The sequence below is a fragment of the Mesorhizobium sp. ESP-6-4 genome (genome assembly GCF_020164735.1).
Classification (GTDB): domain Bacteria; phylum Pseudomonadota; class Alphaproteobacteria; order Rhizobiales; family Rhizobiaceae; genus Mesorhizobium.
In genome coordinates this window covers 24,204-41,392 of record NZ_JAIUGS010000018.1, presented here as the reverse complement: position 1 = coordinate 41,392, position 17,189 = coordinate 24,204, and the positions used below count along the sequence as shown (strand labels likewise).

Here is a 17,189-nt window from a genome sequence, read left to right as displayed (position 1 = left end):
CCACTTTTTGCGTTCGCTGACCTTCGGTTCAGGATCATGTTCTGATGTTTGACACCGTCTGGCGCGCAGTGGCGATCGGCATCGGCGCCACAGTATTCATGGATGTCTGGGCGATCGTCCTCAACAAGGCGTTCGGCCTGCCATTGCCCAGCTGGGGCATGGTCGGACGCTGGGTGCGGCATCTGCCGAAGAGGGTTTTTCACGACGATATCGGCAAGGCGGCACCTTATGCGCATGAAAAGGCGCTCGGCTGGGCATTCCACTACCTCGTCGGCATTCTCTACGGCGTGATCCTTGTCGTGCTCGCCGGCGCGGGCTGGCTGGCGGCACCGACATTCCTGCCGGCCTTCATCCTCGGCATCGTCACGGTTGGGGCCGGCTGGTTCCTCCTGGCGCCGGGCATGGGCGCCGGCTGGGCGGCGTCCAAGCTTCCCAATCCGATGAAGGTGCGCGCGCTCAACCTCCTGGCGCACACTGTGTTCGCGCTCGGCATGTTCTCGACGGCGCTGCTGATCCGCTGACGATCAAATGCCGCTATGCGGCGCCAGTTCGTCGATGGGGCGCCAGCCGTGCAGGATGCGGCGAGCCTCAATGTCATAGGCGAAGTAATTGCCGCCGCCCGCCGGCTGATCCGCGATACGGCTGATCTCGCGGCCATCGAGCGAAAGCAGCAGAAGTGTTCCCACGCCTCCGTGGCCAATGAAAGCCACGTTGCCGGTGAGGCCGGTACCAAGCACGGCGTCGACTTCGCCCATGATGCGCTGCTGCGCGTCTATCGCCCTTTCCCATCCGCGGATGCTGTCATGCGGCCTGGCGAAGAACTCGTCGGCAACCGCTTCGAACTCCGGCGGCGGCAGGAAGCCCGTCGCCGACCGGTCGTTCTCGTGCATCCGCTCCCGCACCTCGACCTCAAGATGGAGGTGCTTCGCCAGGATTTCCGCAGTTTCGACCGCCTTGCGTTCAGCGGACGACACGATGCGCCCAATCGAGCCGATCCAGGGCTGATCGAGCATCGCAACAGCCCTTGCCCGGCCGATGTCAGACAGCCCCCATTCCGGCACCGGAATGTTGGCGTCGATCCGAACCTGCGGATGGGTAATGTAATAGGCGATCGGCAAGGCAAACTTTCTCCGATCAGATGCGGGCTCGATGGCCGATCAGTAGCTCTGGGTCGAGCGTCGCGCCTTCGCAACCGCCGGCCGCTTCGGCTGCGCTGCGGGCTGCGCCGCCAAAACAGGCTTCACCGGGCCCTTCTTGAACGGTGCCATGCCCTGCCGGGCCAGTTCGTCAGCGCGCTCGTTCTCCGGGTGGCCGGCATGGCCCTTAACCCAGTGCCAGACGACCTTGTGACGCCGGTTGGCCTCATCGAGCGCCTGCCAGAGCTCGCCATTCTTGACCGGCTTCCTGTCGCCGGTCTTCCAGCCGTTCTTCTTCCAGCCGTGGATCCATTTGGAGATGCCGTCCATGACGTATTTGCTGTCGGTGTAGAGGTCGACCGCGCAAGGCTCCTTCAGCGCGTTGAGCGCGGTGATGGCGGCCAGCAGCTCCATGCGGTTGTTGGTGGTCTCGGCCTCGCCGCCGGACAGCTCCTTGGTGACGCCGTTGTAGCGAAGCACTGCGCCCCAGCCGCCCGGCCCGGGATTGCCCGAGCAGGCGCCGTCGGTGAAGATCTCGATCTGCTTGTTCATGTCAGCCCGTATTCGGATGGCGACTTGATGGCGCGGTGGAAGCGCATGCGGCGGATATATTCGGTCGGATCGCGCTTCATCACCAGCCCGCCATCCGGAATGGTCAGCCAGTCATAGAGGCGGGTCAGCATGAAGCGCAGCGCCGAGCCGCGCGCCAGCATCGGCAGCGCCGCCTTCTCGTCGTCCTGAAGCGGCCGCACCGACTGGTAGCCGGCCAGCAGCGCCGTCCCCTTGGTCAGGTTGAAGGAAAAATCCTTCTCGAAGCACCAGGCGTTGAGGCAGGTGGCGACATCATAGGCGTAGAGGTCGTCGCAGGCGAAATAGAAGTCGATCAGCCCGGACAGTTTCTCGCCGAGGAAGAAGACATTGTCCGGGAACAGATCGGCATGGATGATGCCCTTCGGCAGGCCGGTGGGCCAGTTGCGCTCGAAATCGGCGAAATCGGCATCGACCTCTGCCGCCAAGCCGGGCTCGACCTCGTCGGCGCGCTCGCGCGAGGCCGCCCAGAGCTTGCGCCAGCCGTCGATCGCCAGAGCGTTCGGCCGCCTCATCTGAAAATCCTGGCCGGCAAGATGCAGGCCGGCGAGCGCCTTGCCGACCTCGCCACAATGCGCGGCCGTCGGCCGCCTGAGCGACAGGCCTTCGAGGAAGGTGATGATGACGGCGGGCCGGCCGGCCAGCGTGCCGATGACGGTGCCGTCATGCGCGGTGACCGGCAGCGGGCAGGAAATGCCTTTCCTGGCGAGATGGCCCATCAGGCCGAGAAAGAACGGCAGATCGGCCTTGTCGACCCGCTTCTCGTAGAGCGTCAGGATGTAGGAGCCGGTCGAGGCGTGGACCAGGAAATTGGAATTCTCGGTGCCTTCGGCGATGCCCTTATAGGAGAGCAGCTCACCCACCGGATAGGCCTTGAGGAATGCGGTCAGCTCGCCTTCGTTGACGTCGGTGTAGACGGCCATCCGGTTTCACGCCGCTCCGTTGACGAAGGCCATGTCGGCCGCCGTCAGTTCGACATCGCGCAACACCCGCATCACCGGAAAATCCTCCGTTTCCGTGGCCGTGACGGCCAGATCGATGGTGACGTCGAAGCGTTGCCGGAACGCGTCGATGATCTCGTCGACGATGATTTCCGGCGCCGAGGCGCCGGCCGACAGGCCGAGCGTCCTGATCCCAGCGATCTCATCCCACGGAATTTCGGCGGCGCGCTGCACGAGAAGCGACATTGTCGCGCCGGCGCGCTCCGCCACTTCGACAAGGCGACGCGAATTGGACGAATTGGGAGCGCCGACGATAAGGAAAAGATCGGCGCCGGCCGCTGTCTCCTTCACCGCTTCCTGGCGGTTGGTGGTGGCGTAGCAGATCGATTCGGCCGCGGCCGCATGCAGTTCGGGAAACCGCTCCTGGAGCGCCCGGATGATGCCGGCGGTGTCCTCGACCGACAAGGTCGTCTGGGTGACGAAGCCCAGCGCCGAAGCGTCGACGGGGACGAAACGCGCGGCGTCAGCCTCGGTCTCGATCAGTGTCACCGCGCCTTCCGGCAATTGTCCCATCGTGCCGATCACCTCCGGGTGACCGGCATGGCCGATCAGGAGTACGTGGCGACCGAGACGCTGGTGGCGCATCGCCTGCTTGTGCACCTTGGAGACGAGCGGGCACGTGGCGTCGAGGTAAAAGAGATTGCGCGCCTGCGCGTCCGCCGGCACCGATTTCGGCACGCCATGCGCGGAAAAGACCACGGGCGACTGGCGATGCTCCGGCGGAATCTCGGACAGTTCCTCGATGAAGACGGCGCCCAGGCTCTGCAGCCCTTCGACGACGTAGCGGTTGTGCACGATCTCGTGGCGGACATAGACCGGCGCACCGTATTTCTTCAGCGCCAGCACGACGATCTGGATGGCGCGGTCGACACCGGCGCAGAAGCCGCGCGGCTGGCAGAGCCTGATCGTCAGCGGTGGCTTTTTCTGGGTCATGAATGCAAGGCCGATTCAGTCGGAACCAAGAACATGATGCCGAAAGGTGTGAAGCGGTTTTCGGACGACATCATGCTCTATCTGTTTGATTAGGCGAAATGATGTGCGCACCCCTGCCCTGTCAAGAGCGAGGACGCTCACTGCTCCTTCGCCGGGCGGCGCAACCTCAGGATCAGCACGGCTGCAAGGGCGGCGGCCAGCCCGTACCACGTGACGGCATATTGCAAATGGTTGTTCGGCAGGTCGATGATGGTGACGCCACCGACCGGCAGGCCGCCAGGATTCGGCGTCTTGTCGGCATCGACGAAGAACGGCACCAGCACGAACCCGGCAGGCAGACCGGCGGTCGCCGCCATGACGTCGCGGTCCTTCCAATAGAAGATGTTCTTGGCGACGTCATTGTCGGGAAGCATCATCGACGGCTTTGCAGGCAGCGGATTGCGGGCGAGTCCGGTCACCGTCACCTTGCCGGCGACTTCGCCCTGCCGGCGCTTGGAGGGATCCTTGAGGTCATATGGAACGAAGCCGCGGTTGACGAGCACGAAGCGGCCGTCCTCGAGCTGCAGGGGCGTGTAGACGTTGAAGCCGCTGTCGCCTTGCCAAGTGGAAAAGAAGTGCCGCTCGCCCTGATGCAGGAAAGTGCCTGTTACCGTCACGGGCGTGTAGTCGACATCGTGGGAGGCGGCGAATTCCTTCTCGACGTCCGCCAGAGCCAGCGGTGCGGAATGGGTGCGCTTGTCAATGGTCGCGAGCAGGCCTTCCTTCCAGTGCAGGCGCTGGACCTGCCAGGTGCCGAGCCCGATCAAGACGGCGAACAGAACAAGGCCGAGGCCAAGCAGCAACGCTGTGCGCGGCCGCGAAGGGCCGCCAACCAAATCGGTCGTCTCGCTCATTCGTTGGAATCCAGCCTGCCTTCAGCAGCCTTCTTGGAGTACTGCAAGGTGATCAGCACGCCCTTGATGAGGCGCAGCGCCGTCAGGCACAGCACCAGGGCGAGCGGTATCCACAACATAAAGTGCAGCCAGAGCGGCGGACTGAACGTCACCTCCATCCACAATGCGAGGCCAACGACGACGAAGCCGATGATCAGGATGACGAACACGGCCGGCCCATCGCCCGCATCGGCGAAGGAATAGTCGAGTCCGCAATTATAGCAGCGCTTGCCGACGGTGAGGAAACCCGAGAACAGCTTGCCTTCGCCGCAGCGCGGACAACGGCCATGCAGGCCGGCAGAAATCGGATCGATCGGTGGCCAGATCGCCTTGTCTTCGCTCATGTTCTCACCGTAGACCTTTTTGCCCCAAAGAATAAGGCGGCCACGTCGCCGCAGCCGCCCCTTGGGATTCCGAAACCCGTCGGTTTAATGGCCTTCGATCAGTGCGCCGTTCGAGGCCCAGACATAGATGGCGCTGAACAGGAACAGCCAGACCACGTCAACGAAGTGCCAGTACCAGGCGGCCGCCTCGAAGCCGAAATGCTGCTTCGGGGTGAAGTCGCCGCGCCACGCGCGGATCAGGCAGACCAGCAGGAAGATGGTGCCGATGATGACGTGGAAGCCGTGGAAGCCGGTCGCCATGAAGAAGGTGGCGCCGTAGATCGAATCTCTGAAGCCGAACGGAGCGTGCATATACTCGTAGGCCTGCACCATGGTGAACAGCATGCCGAGGCCGACGGTCAGCACCAGGCCGTTGATCAGGCCCTTGCGGTCGCCATGCAGAAGCGCGTGGTGCGCCCAGGTCACCGTCGTGCCCGACAGAAGCAGGATGATGGTGTTGTAGAGCGGCAAGTGGAAGGGATCGAGGACTTCAAGCCCCTTCGGCGGCCACACGCCGCCGGTGAAGGCGGTGCGGGCATACTGGTTCGCCTCGCCGGGGAAGAGACTTGCGTCGAAGAAGGCCCAGAACCAGGCGACGAAGAACATCACCTCCGAGGCGATGAACATGATCATGCCGTAGCGCAGGTGCAGCGAAACGACGCGCGTGTGGTGGCCCTCATGCGCTTCCTTGATGGTGTCCGACCACCAGGCGAACATCGTGTAGAGCACGATGATCATGCCGATGAAGAACAGCCACGGATTGGCGATGTTGTGGCCGAAGACCGGGAAGTTGCCGCCCTTCAGATACTGCATCAGGCAGACACCGCCGATGGCGGTGACCAGCGCGCCGACGGAACCCAGGAAGGGCCACGGGCTCGGGTTGACGAGATGGTAGTCGTGTTGTGGTTTTGCGTGCGCGTCTGCCATATCAACCCCCGAGGCTTGCGTCGGAATCTGGAACTTTGTTGCTGCTGCCAGCGGCCGGCGCCGAGGAGGCGACCGGCTGTTTGTTTTCGACCGGGAACATCGTGTAGGACAGGGTGATGGTCTTCAAGTCCTTGAGTTCCGGCACGTTGACGATGTCTGGATCGACATAGAACACGACCGGCATCTCCAGCGTCTCGCCGGGTTTCAGCGTCGTGTCGGTGAAGCAGAAGCACTCCACCTTGTTGAAATAGGCACCGGCCATTTCCGGCTGCACGTTGAACGAGGCGCGGCCGGTAATGGTGCGGTCGAACTTGTTGGTGGCGCTGTAATGCGCCTGCGCCGTCGCGCCGATCTTGATCGTCACCGAGCGGGCGACAGACTCGAACTGCCATGGAATGCCGTTGGTGTTGGCATCGAAGCGGATGGTGATATCACGGTCGAGCACGCGGCCGGCATATTGCTTCTCGGCGCGCTGCGTGGTCCCGCCATAGCCGGTGACCTGGCAGAACATCTTGTAGAGCGGCACCGCCGCATAGGCCATGCCGACCATGCCGGTGAAGAAGGCGAGGCAGACGGCGGCGACGATGCCGTTGTTCACCTTGCGGGGCTTGCTGCTGGCCTCGCCGCCCATCAGCCGCCTCCCAGCAGGCCGGAGCCGGTGATGCTGGCTCCGCTGTGACCGAAGCGCACGATGGTGGCGGCATAGAAGACGACGACCAGCGCTGCCAACGCAAGACCGATGGCGATGGAGCGGTTGCGGCGGGCCTTCTGCTGGCGTTCGGTCAGCGTGACCAGTTCGAGTTTCTTGTCAGCCACGATCATGCTCCCCCCATCATGAGGGCGCGCCCAATCACGCAATCGACGAGATAGGCGGCAAAGATAGCGAAGAGATAGAGCAGCGAGTAGCCGAACAGGGCCTTGGCCGGCTTCATCGCGCGATCGTCGTCGGCCATGGCAAGCACTTTCCAGGCATACCAGACGAAGCCCGCGCCGAGGGCCGCCGAGACGACGCCGTAGCCGGCCGTGGTGTAGCCGAGCGCCCAGGGCAGCACCCCGACCGGCGCCAGGATCAGCGCATAAGCAAAGATCTGCCTACGGGTCGAGGCATGGCCGGCGACATTCGGCATCATCGGGATGCCGGCGCGGGCGTAGTCGTCGGATTTGAAGAGAGCCAGCGCCCAGAAATGCGGCGGCGTCCACAGGAAGATGATCAGGAACAGGATCACGCTTTCGAGGCTGACCGAGCCGGTCACGGCGGCCCAGCCGATTACCGGCGGGATGGCGCCGGCGGCGCCGCCGATGACAATGTTCTGCGGCGTCCAGCGCTTCAGCCACATGGTGTAGATGACGGCGTAGAAGAAGATGGTGAAGGCGAGAAGCGATGCCGACAGCCAGTTGACCAGCACGCCGAGCGTCATCACCGACAGCACCGACAGCACAAGGCCAAAGCTCAACGCCTCGCCTGGGGTGACGCGACCGGACGGCACCGGGCGGCCGGCGGTCCTCGTCATCACGGCGTCGATGTCGGCGTCGTACCACATGTTGAGCGCGCCGGAAGCACCGGCGCCAATGGCGATTGCGAGGATGGCGATCACCGCCATGAGCGGATTGATGGCGACGGGCGCCGCGATCATGCCGACAAAGGCCGTGAAGACGACCAGCGACATGACACGCGGCTTCAGGAGGGCGAAGAAATCGCCTGCGGTCGCTTCCGACATGCGAAAACCCGCTTCCTCCATCAATCTGTCTTCGGCAAGGGCCATGCGTACTTAAAGTCCATCATTCCGTTGGCCAAGACCGCCGGGCAAGCCGGCGGTCTCGTATGCGTCGGGACGCTGCCTATCTGATCTTCGGCAGCTGTTCCCATTGGTGGAATGGCGGCGGCGAAGGCAGCTGCCATTCGAGCGTGGTGGCGCCCTCGCCCCACGGGTTGGCGCCGGCGACGCGCTTCTTCTGGAAGGCCTCGAACACGCCGTAGAGGAAGATCGCGACACCGACGGCCGCGATGTAGGAGCCGTAGGACGACACCATGTTCCAGCCGGCGAACGCGTCCGGATAGTCGACGGTACGGCGCGGCATGCCGGCGAGGCCGAGGAAGTGCTGCGGGAAGAAGATCAGGTTGACGCCGACGAAGGTCACCCAGAAGTGGGTGTTGGCGATAACGGGCGAGTACATGTAGCCGGTCATCTTCGGGAACCAGTAGTACCAGCCGGCGAAGATGGCGAACACCGCGCCCAGCGACAGCACGTAGTGGAAGTGGGCGATCACGAAATAGGTGTCGTGCAGCGAGCGGTCGAGACCGGCATTGGCCAGCTGAACGCCGGTGACGCCACCGATGGTAAACAGGAAGATGAAGCCCAGCGCCCACAGCATCGGCGGCTTGAAGGAGATCGAGCCGCCCCACATGGTGGCGATCCAGGAGAAGATCTTCACGCCGGTCGGCACCGCGATGACCATGGTGGCAAACACGAAGTAACGCTGCGTGTCGAGCGACAGGCCGGTCGTGTACATGTGGTGCGCCCAGACGATGAAGCCGACGGCGCCGATCGCGACCATGGCGTAGGCCATACCGAGATAGCCGAACACCGGCTTCTTCGAGAAGGTCGAGACGATATGGCTGATGATGCCGAAGCCCGGCAGGATCAGGATGTACACCTCGGGATGGCCGAAGAACCAGAACAGATGCTGGAAGAGGATCGGGTCACCGCCCTGATCCGGCACGAAGAAAGCGGTGCCGAAATTGCGATCGGTGAGCAGCATGGTGATGGCGCCCGCCAGAACCGGCAGCGACAGCAGCAACAGGAAAGCGGTGATCAGCACCGCCCAGGCAAACAGCGGCATCTTGTGCAGCGTCATGCCGGGAGCGCGCATGTTGAAGATGGTGGTGATGAAGTTGATGGCGCCGAGGATCGACGACGCGCCGGCGATATGGATCGAGAGGATCGCCAGGTCCATCGCCGGGCCCGGCTGGCCGGACGTCGAGAGCGGCGGATAAATGGTCCAGCCGCCGCCGACGCCGAAGGCGCCCGGCGCGCTCGGCACGAACATCGAGGAGAGCAGCAGGATGAAAGCCGGCGGCAGCAGCCAGAACGAGATGTTGTTCATGCGCGGGAAGGCCATGTCCGGCGCGCCGATCATGATCGGCACCATCCAGTTGGCGAAGCCGCCGATGAGCGCCGGCATGACCATGAAGAAGATCATGATCAGGCCGTGCGCGGCGCCAAAGGCGTTGTACATGCTCTTGCCGCCGTCGATGGCGGCGTCGCCCTGCATGCCGTAGACCATCTGCGCCAGGCCGCTGAAGATCTGGATGCCCGGCTCCTGCAGCTCCATGCGGATGGCGACCGAGAGCGCGGCGCCGATGATGCCGGCCATGATCGCGAAGATCAGGTAGAGCGTGCCGATGTCCTTGTGGTTGGTCGAGTAGACCCAGCGGACCCAGCCATGCGGCCTGTGGTCGCCGTGATCGTGAGCTGCAGCCTCTGCCATGTTCCGCTCCGTTCCCTAAATCTTGCTAACCCGCGGCATCAGTTGCCGGCGGCCGCTACCTTGTTGGTACCATCGATCTCGGCCATCAGCGCCTTGTTGGCGGCGGGCACGTCGGTCTTGGCCGTATCCAGCCAGGTCTTGAACTGCGCATCGGACACCACGCGCACGGCGATCGGCATGAAGGCATGGTCCTTGCCGCAGAGCTGCGAGCACTGGCCGTAGTAGAGGCCTTCCTTCTCCGCCTTGAACCAGGTCTCGTTGGTGCGGCCGGGGACGGCATCCATCTTGATGCCGAAGGACGGCACGGCGAAGGAGTGGATGACATCGGTGGCGGTGATCAGCACGCGGGTCATGGTGTTGACCGGCACGACCAGCTCGTTGTCGACCGCCAGCAGACGCGGATAGCGGGCGCGATCTTCCTTGCCGGCCTTGGCGCGGTCGGCATCCTGAAGAACCGCCGAGTTGAAGGAGAAGGTCTTGTCGACCTGGTACTCGTAATCCCAGTTCCACTGGTTGCCGGTCGCCTTGACGGTGAGCTTAGCTTCTTCCGGCGGCGTGTACTGCGCCGTGAGCAGCTGGAAGGAGGGAATGGCGATGAGCAGGAGCACGATCACCGGCCCGACCGTCCAGATCACCTCGATCAGCGTGTTGTGGCTGGTCCTGGACGGCACTGGATTGGCACTGGCGCGGAACCTAACGATGCAGACCAGCAGAAGCACCAGCACAAGGATGGTGATCGGGACGATGAACCACATGGTGTAGTTCCCAAACCGCTCGATCTGCCGCATCATGTCGGTCGCGGGCGCCTGGAAGGTCATCTCCCATTCCCGCGGCTGGTCGGCACGAGCCGCCGCACTGGAGAAGAGCACGGCCGAAGCTGCCGTACCTGCCAAGAATTCAGCGCTTGCCAGGAATTTCCTCATCGCCCTCTCGTCTCCCACTTCCCGCGATCTGGTCGCACCAATAACGGACGACACCGGAATTGGGAATCCCGGGCTGTCCCGAGGCTGGTTCAAACCATACTCTATTTCCCTCCGCAAGAAAGGAGCGGAGGAAACCGTGCGGCATTTTTGCGCGCAGGCCGAAGGCCGCGTTCGGCGCCCGCCATGCTATATGCGCGACGGTCGCAATTCGGGCGAATTTGCTTTGGAAAAGCATGCAATTGCCGGTATCGGGGCGGACCGGCGGAGGTCTCGTCCTTTACTTGGCCCCGGCGCGGCTTAAAGTGCCGTGATTCGCAATGGAGCCGTTATGACTTCCTGGCTTTCGAGAACCCTGGCGAAGGTCGTCCTTGCCGTCGCCTTGCTCGGTGTCGGCGTAGCCGTCGGCGCCCCCGCCTCGCCTAACGACGCCAAGCCGCCGAGCGGCACGGTGAAGTCGACGCATGGCGGGTGGTCGATCATCTGCGATACGCCTGCAGGTGCTACCTCAGAGCAATGCGTGATGATGCAGAACGTCGTCGCCGAGGACCGCCCTGAAATGGGGCTTTCGGTCGTGGTGCTGCGCACAGCCGACAACAAGGCCGAGATCCTGCGCGTGCTGGCGCCGCTCGGCGTGCTCCTGCCCAACGGGCTTGGCCTCAATGTCGACGGCAAGGATATCGGCCGCGCCTATTTCGTGCGCTGCTTCCAGGACGGCTGCTACGCCGAGGTGATCCTTGAAAAACCGCTGCTCGACACGCTGAAGAGCGGCACGTCGGCCACCTTCATCGTCTTCCAGACGCCCGAGGAAGGCATCGGCATTCCCGTCGACCTCAAGGGCTTTGCGGACGGCTTCGCCGCCCTACCTTGATCTTCTTGCCCATGCACCGCGGCCATTTCCGACGCTGAGGTCGGATGGCGAATGCGGATTTGGCGGCAGGACGCTCCATGCGCACGTCATTGTCCGCTTTCATCGCTGGGCTGGCGCTGGCCGGTGCGGTTTCGGCCGCCCGGGCCGAGGACGCCGAAATCCTCCAGAGGCCCGATCCGGCGGCGATCCTCGATATCGCCAAGGGCTTCGGTTCCGCCAGGATGGGAAAGGACGACAACGGCGATCCGATGATTTCGGGGCGGATCGACGGCGTTAAATACCTGATCTATTTCTACGGCTGCGAAGACCACGAGAACTGCAAGTCGCTGCAATTCGCGACCGGCTACGCCGACCCGCTTACCGCTGACCAAGCCAACGCCTGGAACGCAAAATACCGCTGGGTGAAGGCCTATTCGGGCGACGGCTCGAATTTCAGGATGGATGTCAGCTTTGCCGGCGGCATCACCAGGGCCGATCTCGAGGAGCAGTTTTCCAATTGGAACGCGATGGCCGGCAACATTAAGGACTTCGTCAGCGGCAACTGATGGCGGCGCAATCGTCGGCTTGACCCAGTTGGCGATTGTGCGAAGGCGGCTTCGCGCCTACATGCCGAGGAACGATTTGTTTCCACGAATGGATTTGCCATGAACAGCCTGATCGGCCAATTCGACATTTCCGACGATCGCGTCAAGGAGATCGTCACCGAGACCATCAAGGGCGCCGACGACGGCGAGTTGTTCCTCGAATACAGCGAGAACGAAGCGCTGATGTTCGACAATGGCCGGCTGAAGACGGCCAATTTCAACACCGACCAGGGGTTCGGCCTGCGTGCCGTGGCCGGCGAGGCCAGCGGTTATGCGCATTCGAGCGATCTCTCCGAAGCCTCGCTGTTGCGCGCGGCAGACGCAGTCTCGGCTGTCAAAGGCGGCTATTCCGGCACATTGGCCGGAGCGCCCGCCCGCACCAACCGCCATCTCTATGGCGACGAGAACCCTATCCCCTCGCCTTCTTTCGAGGCCAAGGCCAAGCTGTTGCAGGAGATCGACGGCTGGCTGCGCGCCAAGGATCCGCGTGTGCGCCAGGTGACGGCGTCGCTTGCCGCCTCGTGGCAGCATGTCGAGATCGTGCGCGGCGACGGCCAGATTGTGCGCGACATCCGCCCGCTGGTGCGGATCAACGTTTCCGTGGTGGTCGGCGATGGCGACCGGCAGGAGAGCGGCTCCTACGGGATGGGCGGCCGCAAGAGCTTTGGCGAGTTCGTCGGCGAGGAAAGCTGGAAGCATGCCGCCAGCGAGGCGCTGCGGCAGGCGCTGGTTAATCTCGAGGCCGTCCCTGCGCCGGCGGGCACGTTCGACATCGTGCTGTCCAGCGGCTGGCCGGGCGTGATGCTGCACGAGGCGGTCGGACACGGGCTCGAAGGCGACTTCAACCGCAAGAAGACATCGGCCTTCGCCGGCCTGATGGGCCAACAGGTGGCGGCGAAGGGTGTCACCGTGGTCGATGATGGCACCATCCCCGAGCGGCGCGGCTCGCTCACTGTCGACGACGAAGGCACGCCTTCGGCGCGCAACGTGCTGATCGATGACGGCATACTGGTCGGCTATATGCAGGATCGCCAGAACGCCCGGTTGATGGGCATGAAGGCGACCGGCAACGGCCGCCGCGAAGGCTACGCGCACCAGCCGATGCCGCGCATGACCAACACCTACATGACCTCGGGCGACATGGAGCCGGAAGAGATCATCGCCTCGGTCAAGAACGGCATCTACGCCGTTTCCTTCGGCGGCGGCCAGGTCGACATCACCTCCGGCAAATTCGTGTTCGGCTGCACCGAAGCCTATATGATCGAGAACGGCAAGGTGACGCAGCCGATCAAGGGCGCGATGCTGATCGGCAACGGGCCGGACGCCATGCACCGCGTCAGCATGATCGGCAACGACATGAAGCTCGACACCGGCATCGGCATGTGCGGCAAGGCCGGACAGGGCGTGCCCGTCGGCGTCGGCCAGCCGCATCTGCGGATGAACCAGATGACGGTGGGCGGCACCAGGGTTTGAGGGTCTGTCGTCCACTGCCTGACGAACGACCATCCCGAGCCGTCTCCGCGCGCCAGGCGGTTGATTCCGGCGTGAATGCATCCTCCACCTTGAAGTGAACACAATCGTGTTAGGACATTATTAATTGTTTAATTGGCGGGGCGGGCGTTTGCGCATTAGCTTCTCCCCAGTCTTCTCGTTGCGGTGGTGTCGGCAATGCAGCGTTCCCCTGGCGTCCTGACCTCTTCTTTCCTCATTGGCCTCGTTTCCCTGGTTGGCGCATCATCGCTGCAAATCGGCCCTGCAGCGGCGCAATCGTCGCTGTTCAAGCTAACGGCTGCGAGCTCCGCCGCAGTCGGCGGCAGCACCAGCGTCCCATATGGCTGGCTCGATTTCTGTCATCGCCGGCCGAAGGAATGCAAAGTGCCTGCCCTGCCTGCCACAAGCGTCAGGCTGACAGCGCAGAACATGGGCATCCTCAAGCGGGTAAATCAGAAGGCGAACCGCTCCATCAAGCCCGTCAGCAATTACGACCACTGGGGCACTATGATGGACCACTGGGACTATCCGACGGACGGCAAGGGCGACTGCAAGATCTACGCGCTCTACAAGCGCAAGCTCCTCCTGGAAGCGGGCTTCCCCCGGCAGGCGCTGCTGATGACGGTGGTGCGCGACCTCCACAATGAGGGCCACACCATTCTGACGGTGAAGACCGACAAGGGCGATCTCGTGCTGGACAATCTGGTCGACGAAATCCGCCCCTGGAACGCCACCGGCTATTATTTCCTGAAACGCCAGTCGCAGCAGAACCCGAACACCTGGGTGTCGATCAACCAGCGCGGCGGCACGGCGAAACGACTGTCTCCGAGCTCATAAGGGCCAGAGCGTTTCACGGAAACGGCGAGCCGCTCTCTCGCCCTGGGATGCAATTCTGCACGGAAGGCTATGGCGAAGTCGCCGAGCCCGAACCTTCACCTTTTCCCGCAATCGCTCCCGGCGTGACCAGAGCGGTCTTGTCTGCTTTGACGGACTGATCCGTCACATTCTCTACCTCGCAAATTCATAGGCCGGAAAATCCGGCCCATGAACGAGCGTTGCCGCCCGCGGCCAAGCCTTGCTGGCCTACTGCTGGCAGGGCGGCCCGCCAGGACGCCCGCAGGTCGGCTTTTTGTTTCCCTGCGGCGGCTGCTCCTTGAGCTGCTGCGGCAGGCGCCGTTCCTGTATCTGAGGCTGAGGCCGCTGCTGCAAGCGTCTTTCTTGCATCTGAGGCTCAGGCCTCAACTGCTGCAGGTGTCTCTCTTGCATCTGAGCCTTGGCTGCGCCTGGAACTCTGGCCTTTGCGGCCTGAGCACCTGCACGTTCGGCCTTTCCTGCTTGAAGCTGCGCTGGACGTTGATGCCTGCGCCGGCGGAACCCTCTTCGCCGTTCGGCAGCCTGCGAAACTTCCTGTTTGCGTTGGCCGAACCCTGATTCTGGTCGGAGAACACACTCGGATTGTTTCTCCTGAGCCGCTCCTGCACGCTCGCCCGGTTGTCGGCTGGCGCACCATTGACGGTCGGCAGCTTGCGGAACTTCTTACCGCTGTCGCCTCCGTTGACCGAGCCTTGATCGCTCGGGCTGAGGGCTGTCTGGCCTCCCGACAGATCCTTGCGTGTCAGCTTCCTCGGTCTGCCTTCGTTCTGGCCGGACAACGCATTCGGATTGTTCTTCCCGAACCTCTGCTGAGCGTTCTGCCCGTTCTCGCCTGGCGCGCCATTGACGGTCGGCAGCTTGCGGAGCTTCTTACCTCTATCGCCTCCGTTGACCGTGCCTTGATCGCTCGGTCCGACAGCTGTCTGGCCTGCCGGCAGATCCTTGCGGGTCAGCTTCCTCGGTCTGCCTTCGTTCTGGCCGGACAACGCATTCGGATTGTTCTTCCCAAACCTCTGCTGGGCGTTCTGCCCGTTCTCGCCCGACGCGCCATTGACGGTCGGCAACTTGCGGAACTTGCCCTTCTTGCCCTGATCGTCGACAACTCCGTTCTGCTGGCCGTTGCCCGTGACGGGGGCGCCGGCATTCCCGGTAGCCTGCTGGTTGCCGCTCACAGGGCCTTGCTTGCCCAGCACCCTCCTGTTGGGCGCGTTCTGGCCGTTGAGCACCGGCTTGCCGTTGACGAGCGGCAGCGCTCTGCCGTCAGCTCCCGGCAAGGCGTGATCAGTCGAGAGCTTGCCCATCGTCCTCGCCTGCGGCGTCACACCCGGCTGCTGGCCCTGCGTGACAGCCTGGCCCGGTTTCAGCGATTGCGGCGTCTCACCAGGCTGCTGGCCCTGCGTGGCAGCCTGGGCCGGCTTCAGCGGCTGGCCGCCCTGATTTTGCTTGAATAGCGCCGCCCTTTTCTGCAGCAACGGCGGCAACGCCACCTTGGCCGCCAGCGAGGCCGCGCCCGCACCAACCGCCATCTTCTGCCCGGTGGTGAGGCCGCTGGGTGCATTTGCGTTTGGCTGTCGGGCCTGATTGGCCGGCTCGTTGTTGATCGTCGTGTTGTTGATGTTGTTGATGACGGTCGTGTTGTGAATGTTGTTGAAGATGATGTCGTTCGGCGGCGGCGCAATGTCACGCGGCGGCCTGACCCAGACCGGCACGGGGACGAAGACCGGCGTCGGCAGGACGTAAACATCGACCGGCGGCGGGGGCGGCGGCAGCACGACGAAATCGGGCGGCGGCGGCGGCAGGAATATCACGTCGATCGGCGGCGGCGGCTCGAAGTCGAAATCGGGATCGTCGAAATAGAGCACCGGCCTGTCGACATAGATGATTTCCTCCGGCGGCGGCGGCGGCACGTCGTAGACGATGACGGTGAAGCTCGTCGGTGGCTCGAGCTCGGCGTCGAAATGCTCCAGCCGGCGGCGCGCGTCCCAGGCATGCAGCCCGTGCGGATAGCGCTCGAGGTAGGACCAATAAGCCTCCGGCGTATCCCGCAGCCATGTTTCGCGCCAGGTGATCGCCTCGCGCCGCGCAGCGATGATGGCGCGCACACGCTTGGCCATCGGATCGTGCGGATAGGCGACGAGGAATTCCTCGTAGCCGCGCATCGTATCGCGGTCGAGTGCCGCGACATAGGCGTCATGCGCATTGAAGTCGCGGATCGGCCTGGTCCGGTTGGCCCGTTCTTCGGCCTCCGAAACCTTCGGCGGCGGCGCGTCCGGAGCGCGTTCGAAGAAGACGAAAGGCGCGCTGATCTTCGAGGCGTCCCACGGGATTTCGGCGCCTTGCGTCACCTCGTTGACGCGTAGCCGCGTGCGGTCGAAAACATCGTCAAGCGACAAGCCGCCTTCGCGCATCATCTCGGCGAGCGCCTGAGCATAGGCCCCGTATGGGCCCTTGCCTTCCGGCGCAACCGTTCCGGGCGCCGCGTTGAACGCAATCAGCATGTTGGGGTCGGGGTCGACCAGCGCGAGACCGCCGGCCAGCGGCTGGCTCATTTTCGGAAGAGCATTGGGCCGTGCCGCGTCGAGGACGACGATATTGACCTTCGCCGGCAATCCCGCCAGGGACCTGGTGATATCGGAGAGCCGCATCGCCTGCAGCGGCACGTCGGCCGGATTGGCGATCTGGGCGTCGACCGGCAAGAAATAGTTCTCGCCTTCGAACTGCACGCCGCGGCCGGCGAGGTATACGAAAACGGTCGCGTCCGGACCGGCGGCGGAAACCTTTCCAAGGAAATCGCGCAGCGCGCCGCGCAACGATTCCTGGTCGACATCGCGCGCGCCGACCACATCGAACCCTGCTGCCTGCAGGGTCTGCGCGATCAGACCGGCGTCATTCGCGGAGGTGACCAGCGCATCCGACGGATAGGCGGCGTTGCCGATGACGAATGCGAGACGTTTCTGCTGTTGGGCGAGCGCGCCCGTCGTGGACGCGACGGCGAACGCGATGAGAACGACGACAAGGCCGATGACTTTCCGAAGCGAGCGCATTGCAATCCGCCATCCTT

At 63.6% G+C, this 17,189-nt stretch carries 18 protein-coding genes; 5 read left to right on the top strand and 13 right to left on the bottom strand.

Annotated features, from left to right (window positions below):
- Positions 1–44: 44 nt before the first annotated feature.
- Positions 45–521 (top strand): DUF2938 domain-containing protein, encoded by a 477-nt coding sequence (locus tag LB523_RS24030; protein ID WP_224607595.1) that lies wholly within the window; start codon positions 45–47, stop codon positions 519–521.
- Positions 522–524: 3 nt separating this feature from the next.
- On the opposite strand, the gene LB523_RS24025 is transcribed toward LB523_RS24030, so the two are convergent.
- From LB523_RS24025 to coxB, 12 genes are all read right to left on the bottom strand, one after another.
- A complete protein-coding gene (locus LB523_RS24025) occupies positions 525–1,118 on the bottom strand; it encodes a histidine phosphatase family protein (protein ID WP_224607592.1) in 594 nt (197 codons plus the stop codon).
- 39 nt (positions 1,119–1,157) lie between these two features.
- Positions 1,158–1,688, bottom strand: coding sequence for a ribonuclease HI (gene rnhA / locus LB523_RS24020; protein ID WP_095766771.1), 531 nt, complete (start codon positions 1,686–1,688; stop codon positions 1,158–1,160).
- Positions 1,685–2,647 (bottom strand): homoserine kinase, encoded by a 963-nt coding sequence (locus tag LB523_RS24015; RefSeq protein WP_224607589.1) that lies wholly within the window; start codon positions 2,645–2,647, stop codon positions 1,685–1,687. The genes rnhA and LB523_RS24015 overlap by 4 nt, the downstream gene beginning before the upstream one ends.
- Before the next feature lie 6 nt (positions 2,648–2,653).
- A complete protein-coding gene (ispH, locus tag LB523_RS24010) occupies positions 2,654–3,658 on the bottom strand; it encodes a 4-hydroxy-3-methylbut-2-enyl diphosphate reductase (protein WP_140541535.1) in 1,005 nt (334 codons plus the stop codon).
- Positions 3,659–3,795: 137 nt separating this feature from the next.
- Positions 3,796–4,551, bottom strand: coding sequence for an SURF1 family protein (locus LB523_RS24005; protein ID WP_176476982.1), 756 nt, complete (start codon positions 4,549–4,551; stop codon positions 3,796–3,798).
- Complete coding sequence (locus LB523_RS24000) at positions 4,548–4,934, bottom strand: DUF983 domain-containing protein (protein WP_224607586.1); 387 nt, start codon at positions 4,932–4,934, stop codon at positions 4,548–4,550. Before LB523_RS24000 ends, LB523_RS24005 begins: the two co-directional genes overlap by 4 nt.
- Positions 4,935–5,018: 84 nt before the next feature.
- Positions 5,019–5,900, bottom strand: coding sequence for a cytochrome c oxidase subunit 3 (locus tag LB523_RS23995; RefSeq protein ID WP_140847288.1), 882 nt, complete (start codon positions 5,898–5,900; stop codon positions 5,019–5,021).
- 1 nt (position 5,901) lies between these two features.
- Positions 5,902–6,531, bottom strand: a complete 630-nt coding sequence (locus LB523_RS23990) for a cytochrome c oxidase assembly protein (protein ID WP_224607583.1) — start codon at positions 6,529–6,531, stop codon at positions 5,902–5,904.
- Positions 6,531–6,722, bottom strand: a complete 192-nt coding sequence (locus LB523_RS23985; RefSeq protein WP_140541531.1) for a hypothetical protein — start codon at positions 6,720–6,722, stop codon at positions 6,531–6,533. Before LB523_RS23985 ends, LB523_RS23990 begins: the two co-directional genes overlap by 1 nt.
- The gene (locus LB523_RS23980; RefSeq protein WP_224607580.1) at positions 6,719–7,663 is read right to left on the bottom strand and encodes a heme o synthase; all 945 of its coding nucleotides are present in this window, start codon (positions 7,661–7,663) and stop codon (positions 6,719–6,721) included. The genes LB523_RS23985 and LB523_RS23980 overlap by 4 nt, the downstream gene beginning before the upstream one ends.
- A 76-nt stretch (positions 7,664–7,739) precedes the next feature.
- A complete protein-coding gene (gene ctaD / locus LB523_RS23975) occupies positions 7,740–9,389 on the bottom strand; it encodes a cytochrome c oxidase subunit I (RefSeq protein ID WP_095766763.1) in 1,650 nt (549 codons plus the stop codon).
- Positions 9,390–9,427: 38 nt separating this feature from the next.
- Positions 9,428–10,429, bottom strand: a complete 1,002-nt coding sequence (coxB, locus tag LB523_RS23970; RefSeq protein ID WP_411962584.1) for a cytochrome c oxidase subunit II — start codon at positions 10,427–10,429, stop codon at positions 9,428–9,430.
- 211 nt (positions 10,430–10,640) lie between these two features.
- Between coxB and LB523_RS23965 the strand changes: the two genes are divergently transcribed.
- From LB523_RS23965 to LB523_RS23950, 4 genes are all read left to right on the top strand, one after another.
- The gene (locus tag LB523_RS23965; protein WP_224607577.1) at positions 10,641–11,180 is read left to right on the top strand and encodes an invasion associated locus B family protein; all 540 of its coding nucleotides are present in this window, start codon (positions 10,641–10,643) and stop codon (positions 11,178–11,180) included.
- Positions 11,181–11,257: 77 nt separating this feature from the next.
- Positions 11,258–11,725, top strand: a complete 468-nt coding sequence (locus LB523_RS23960; protein ID WP_224607573.1) for a YbjN domain-containing protein — start codon at positions 11,258–11,260, stop codon at positions 11,723–11,725.
- A gap of 99 nt (positions 11,726–11,824) precedes the next feature.
- A complete protein-coding gene (gene tldD / locus LB523_RS23955; RefSeq protein ID WP_224607569.1) occupies positions 11,825–13,237 on the top strand; it encodes a metalloprotease TldD in 1,413 nt (470 codons plus the stop codon).
- Between the two features lie 195 nt (positions 13,238–13,432).
- A complete protein-coding gene (locus tag LB523_RS23950) occupies positions 13,433–14,092 on the top strand; it encodes a transglutaminase-like cysteine peptidase (RefSeq protein ID WP_224607566.1) in 660 nt (219 codons plus the stop codon).
- Between the two features lie 401 nt (positions 14,093–14,493).
- Here LB523_RS23950 and LB523_RS23945 read toward each other — a convergent pair whose 3' ends face one another.
- Positions 14,494–17,172, bottom strand: a complete 2,679-nt coding sequence (locus LB523_RS23945) for a caspase family protein (protein WP_224607563.1) — start codon at positions 17,170–17,172, stop codon at positions 14,494–14,496.
- Between the last annotated feature and the right edge of the window lie 17 nt (positions 17,173–17,189).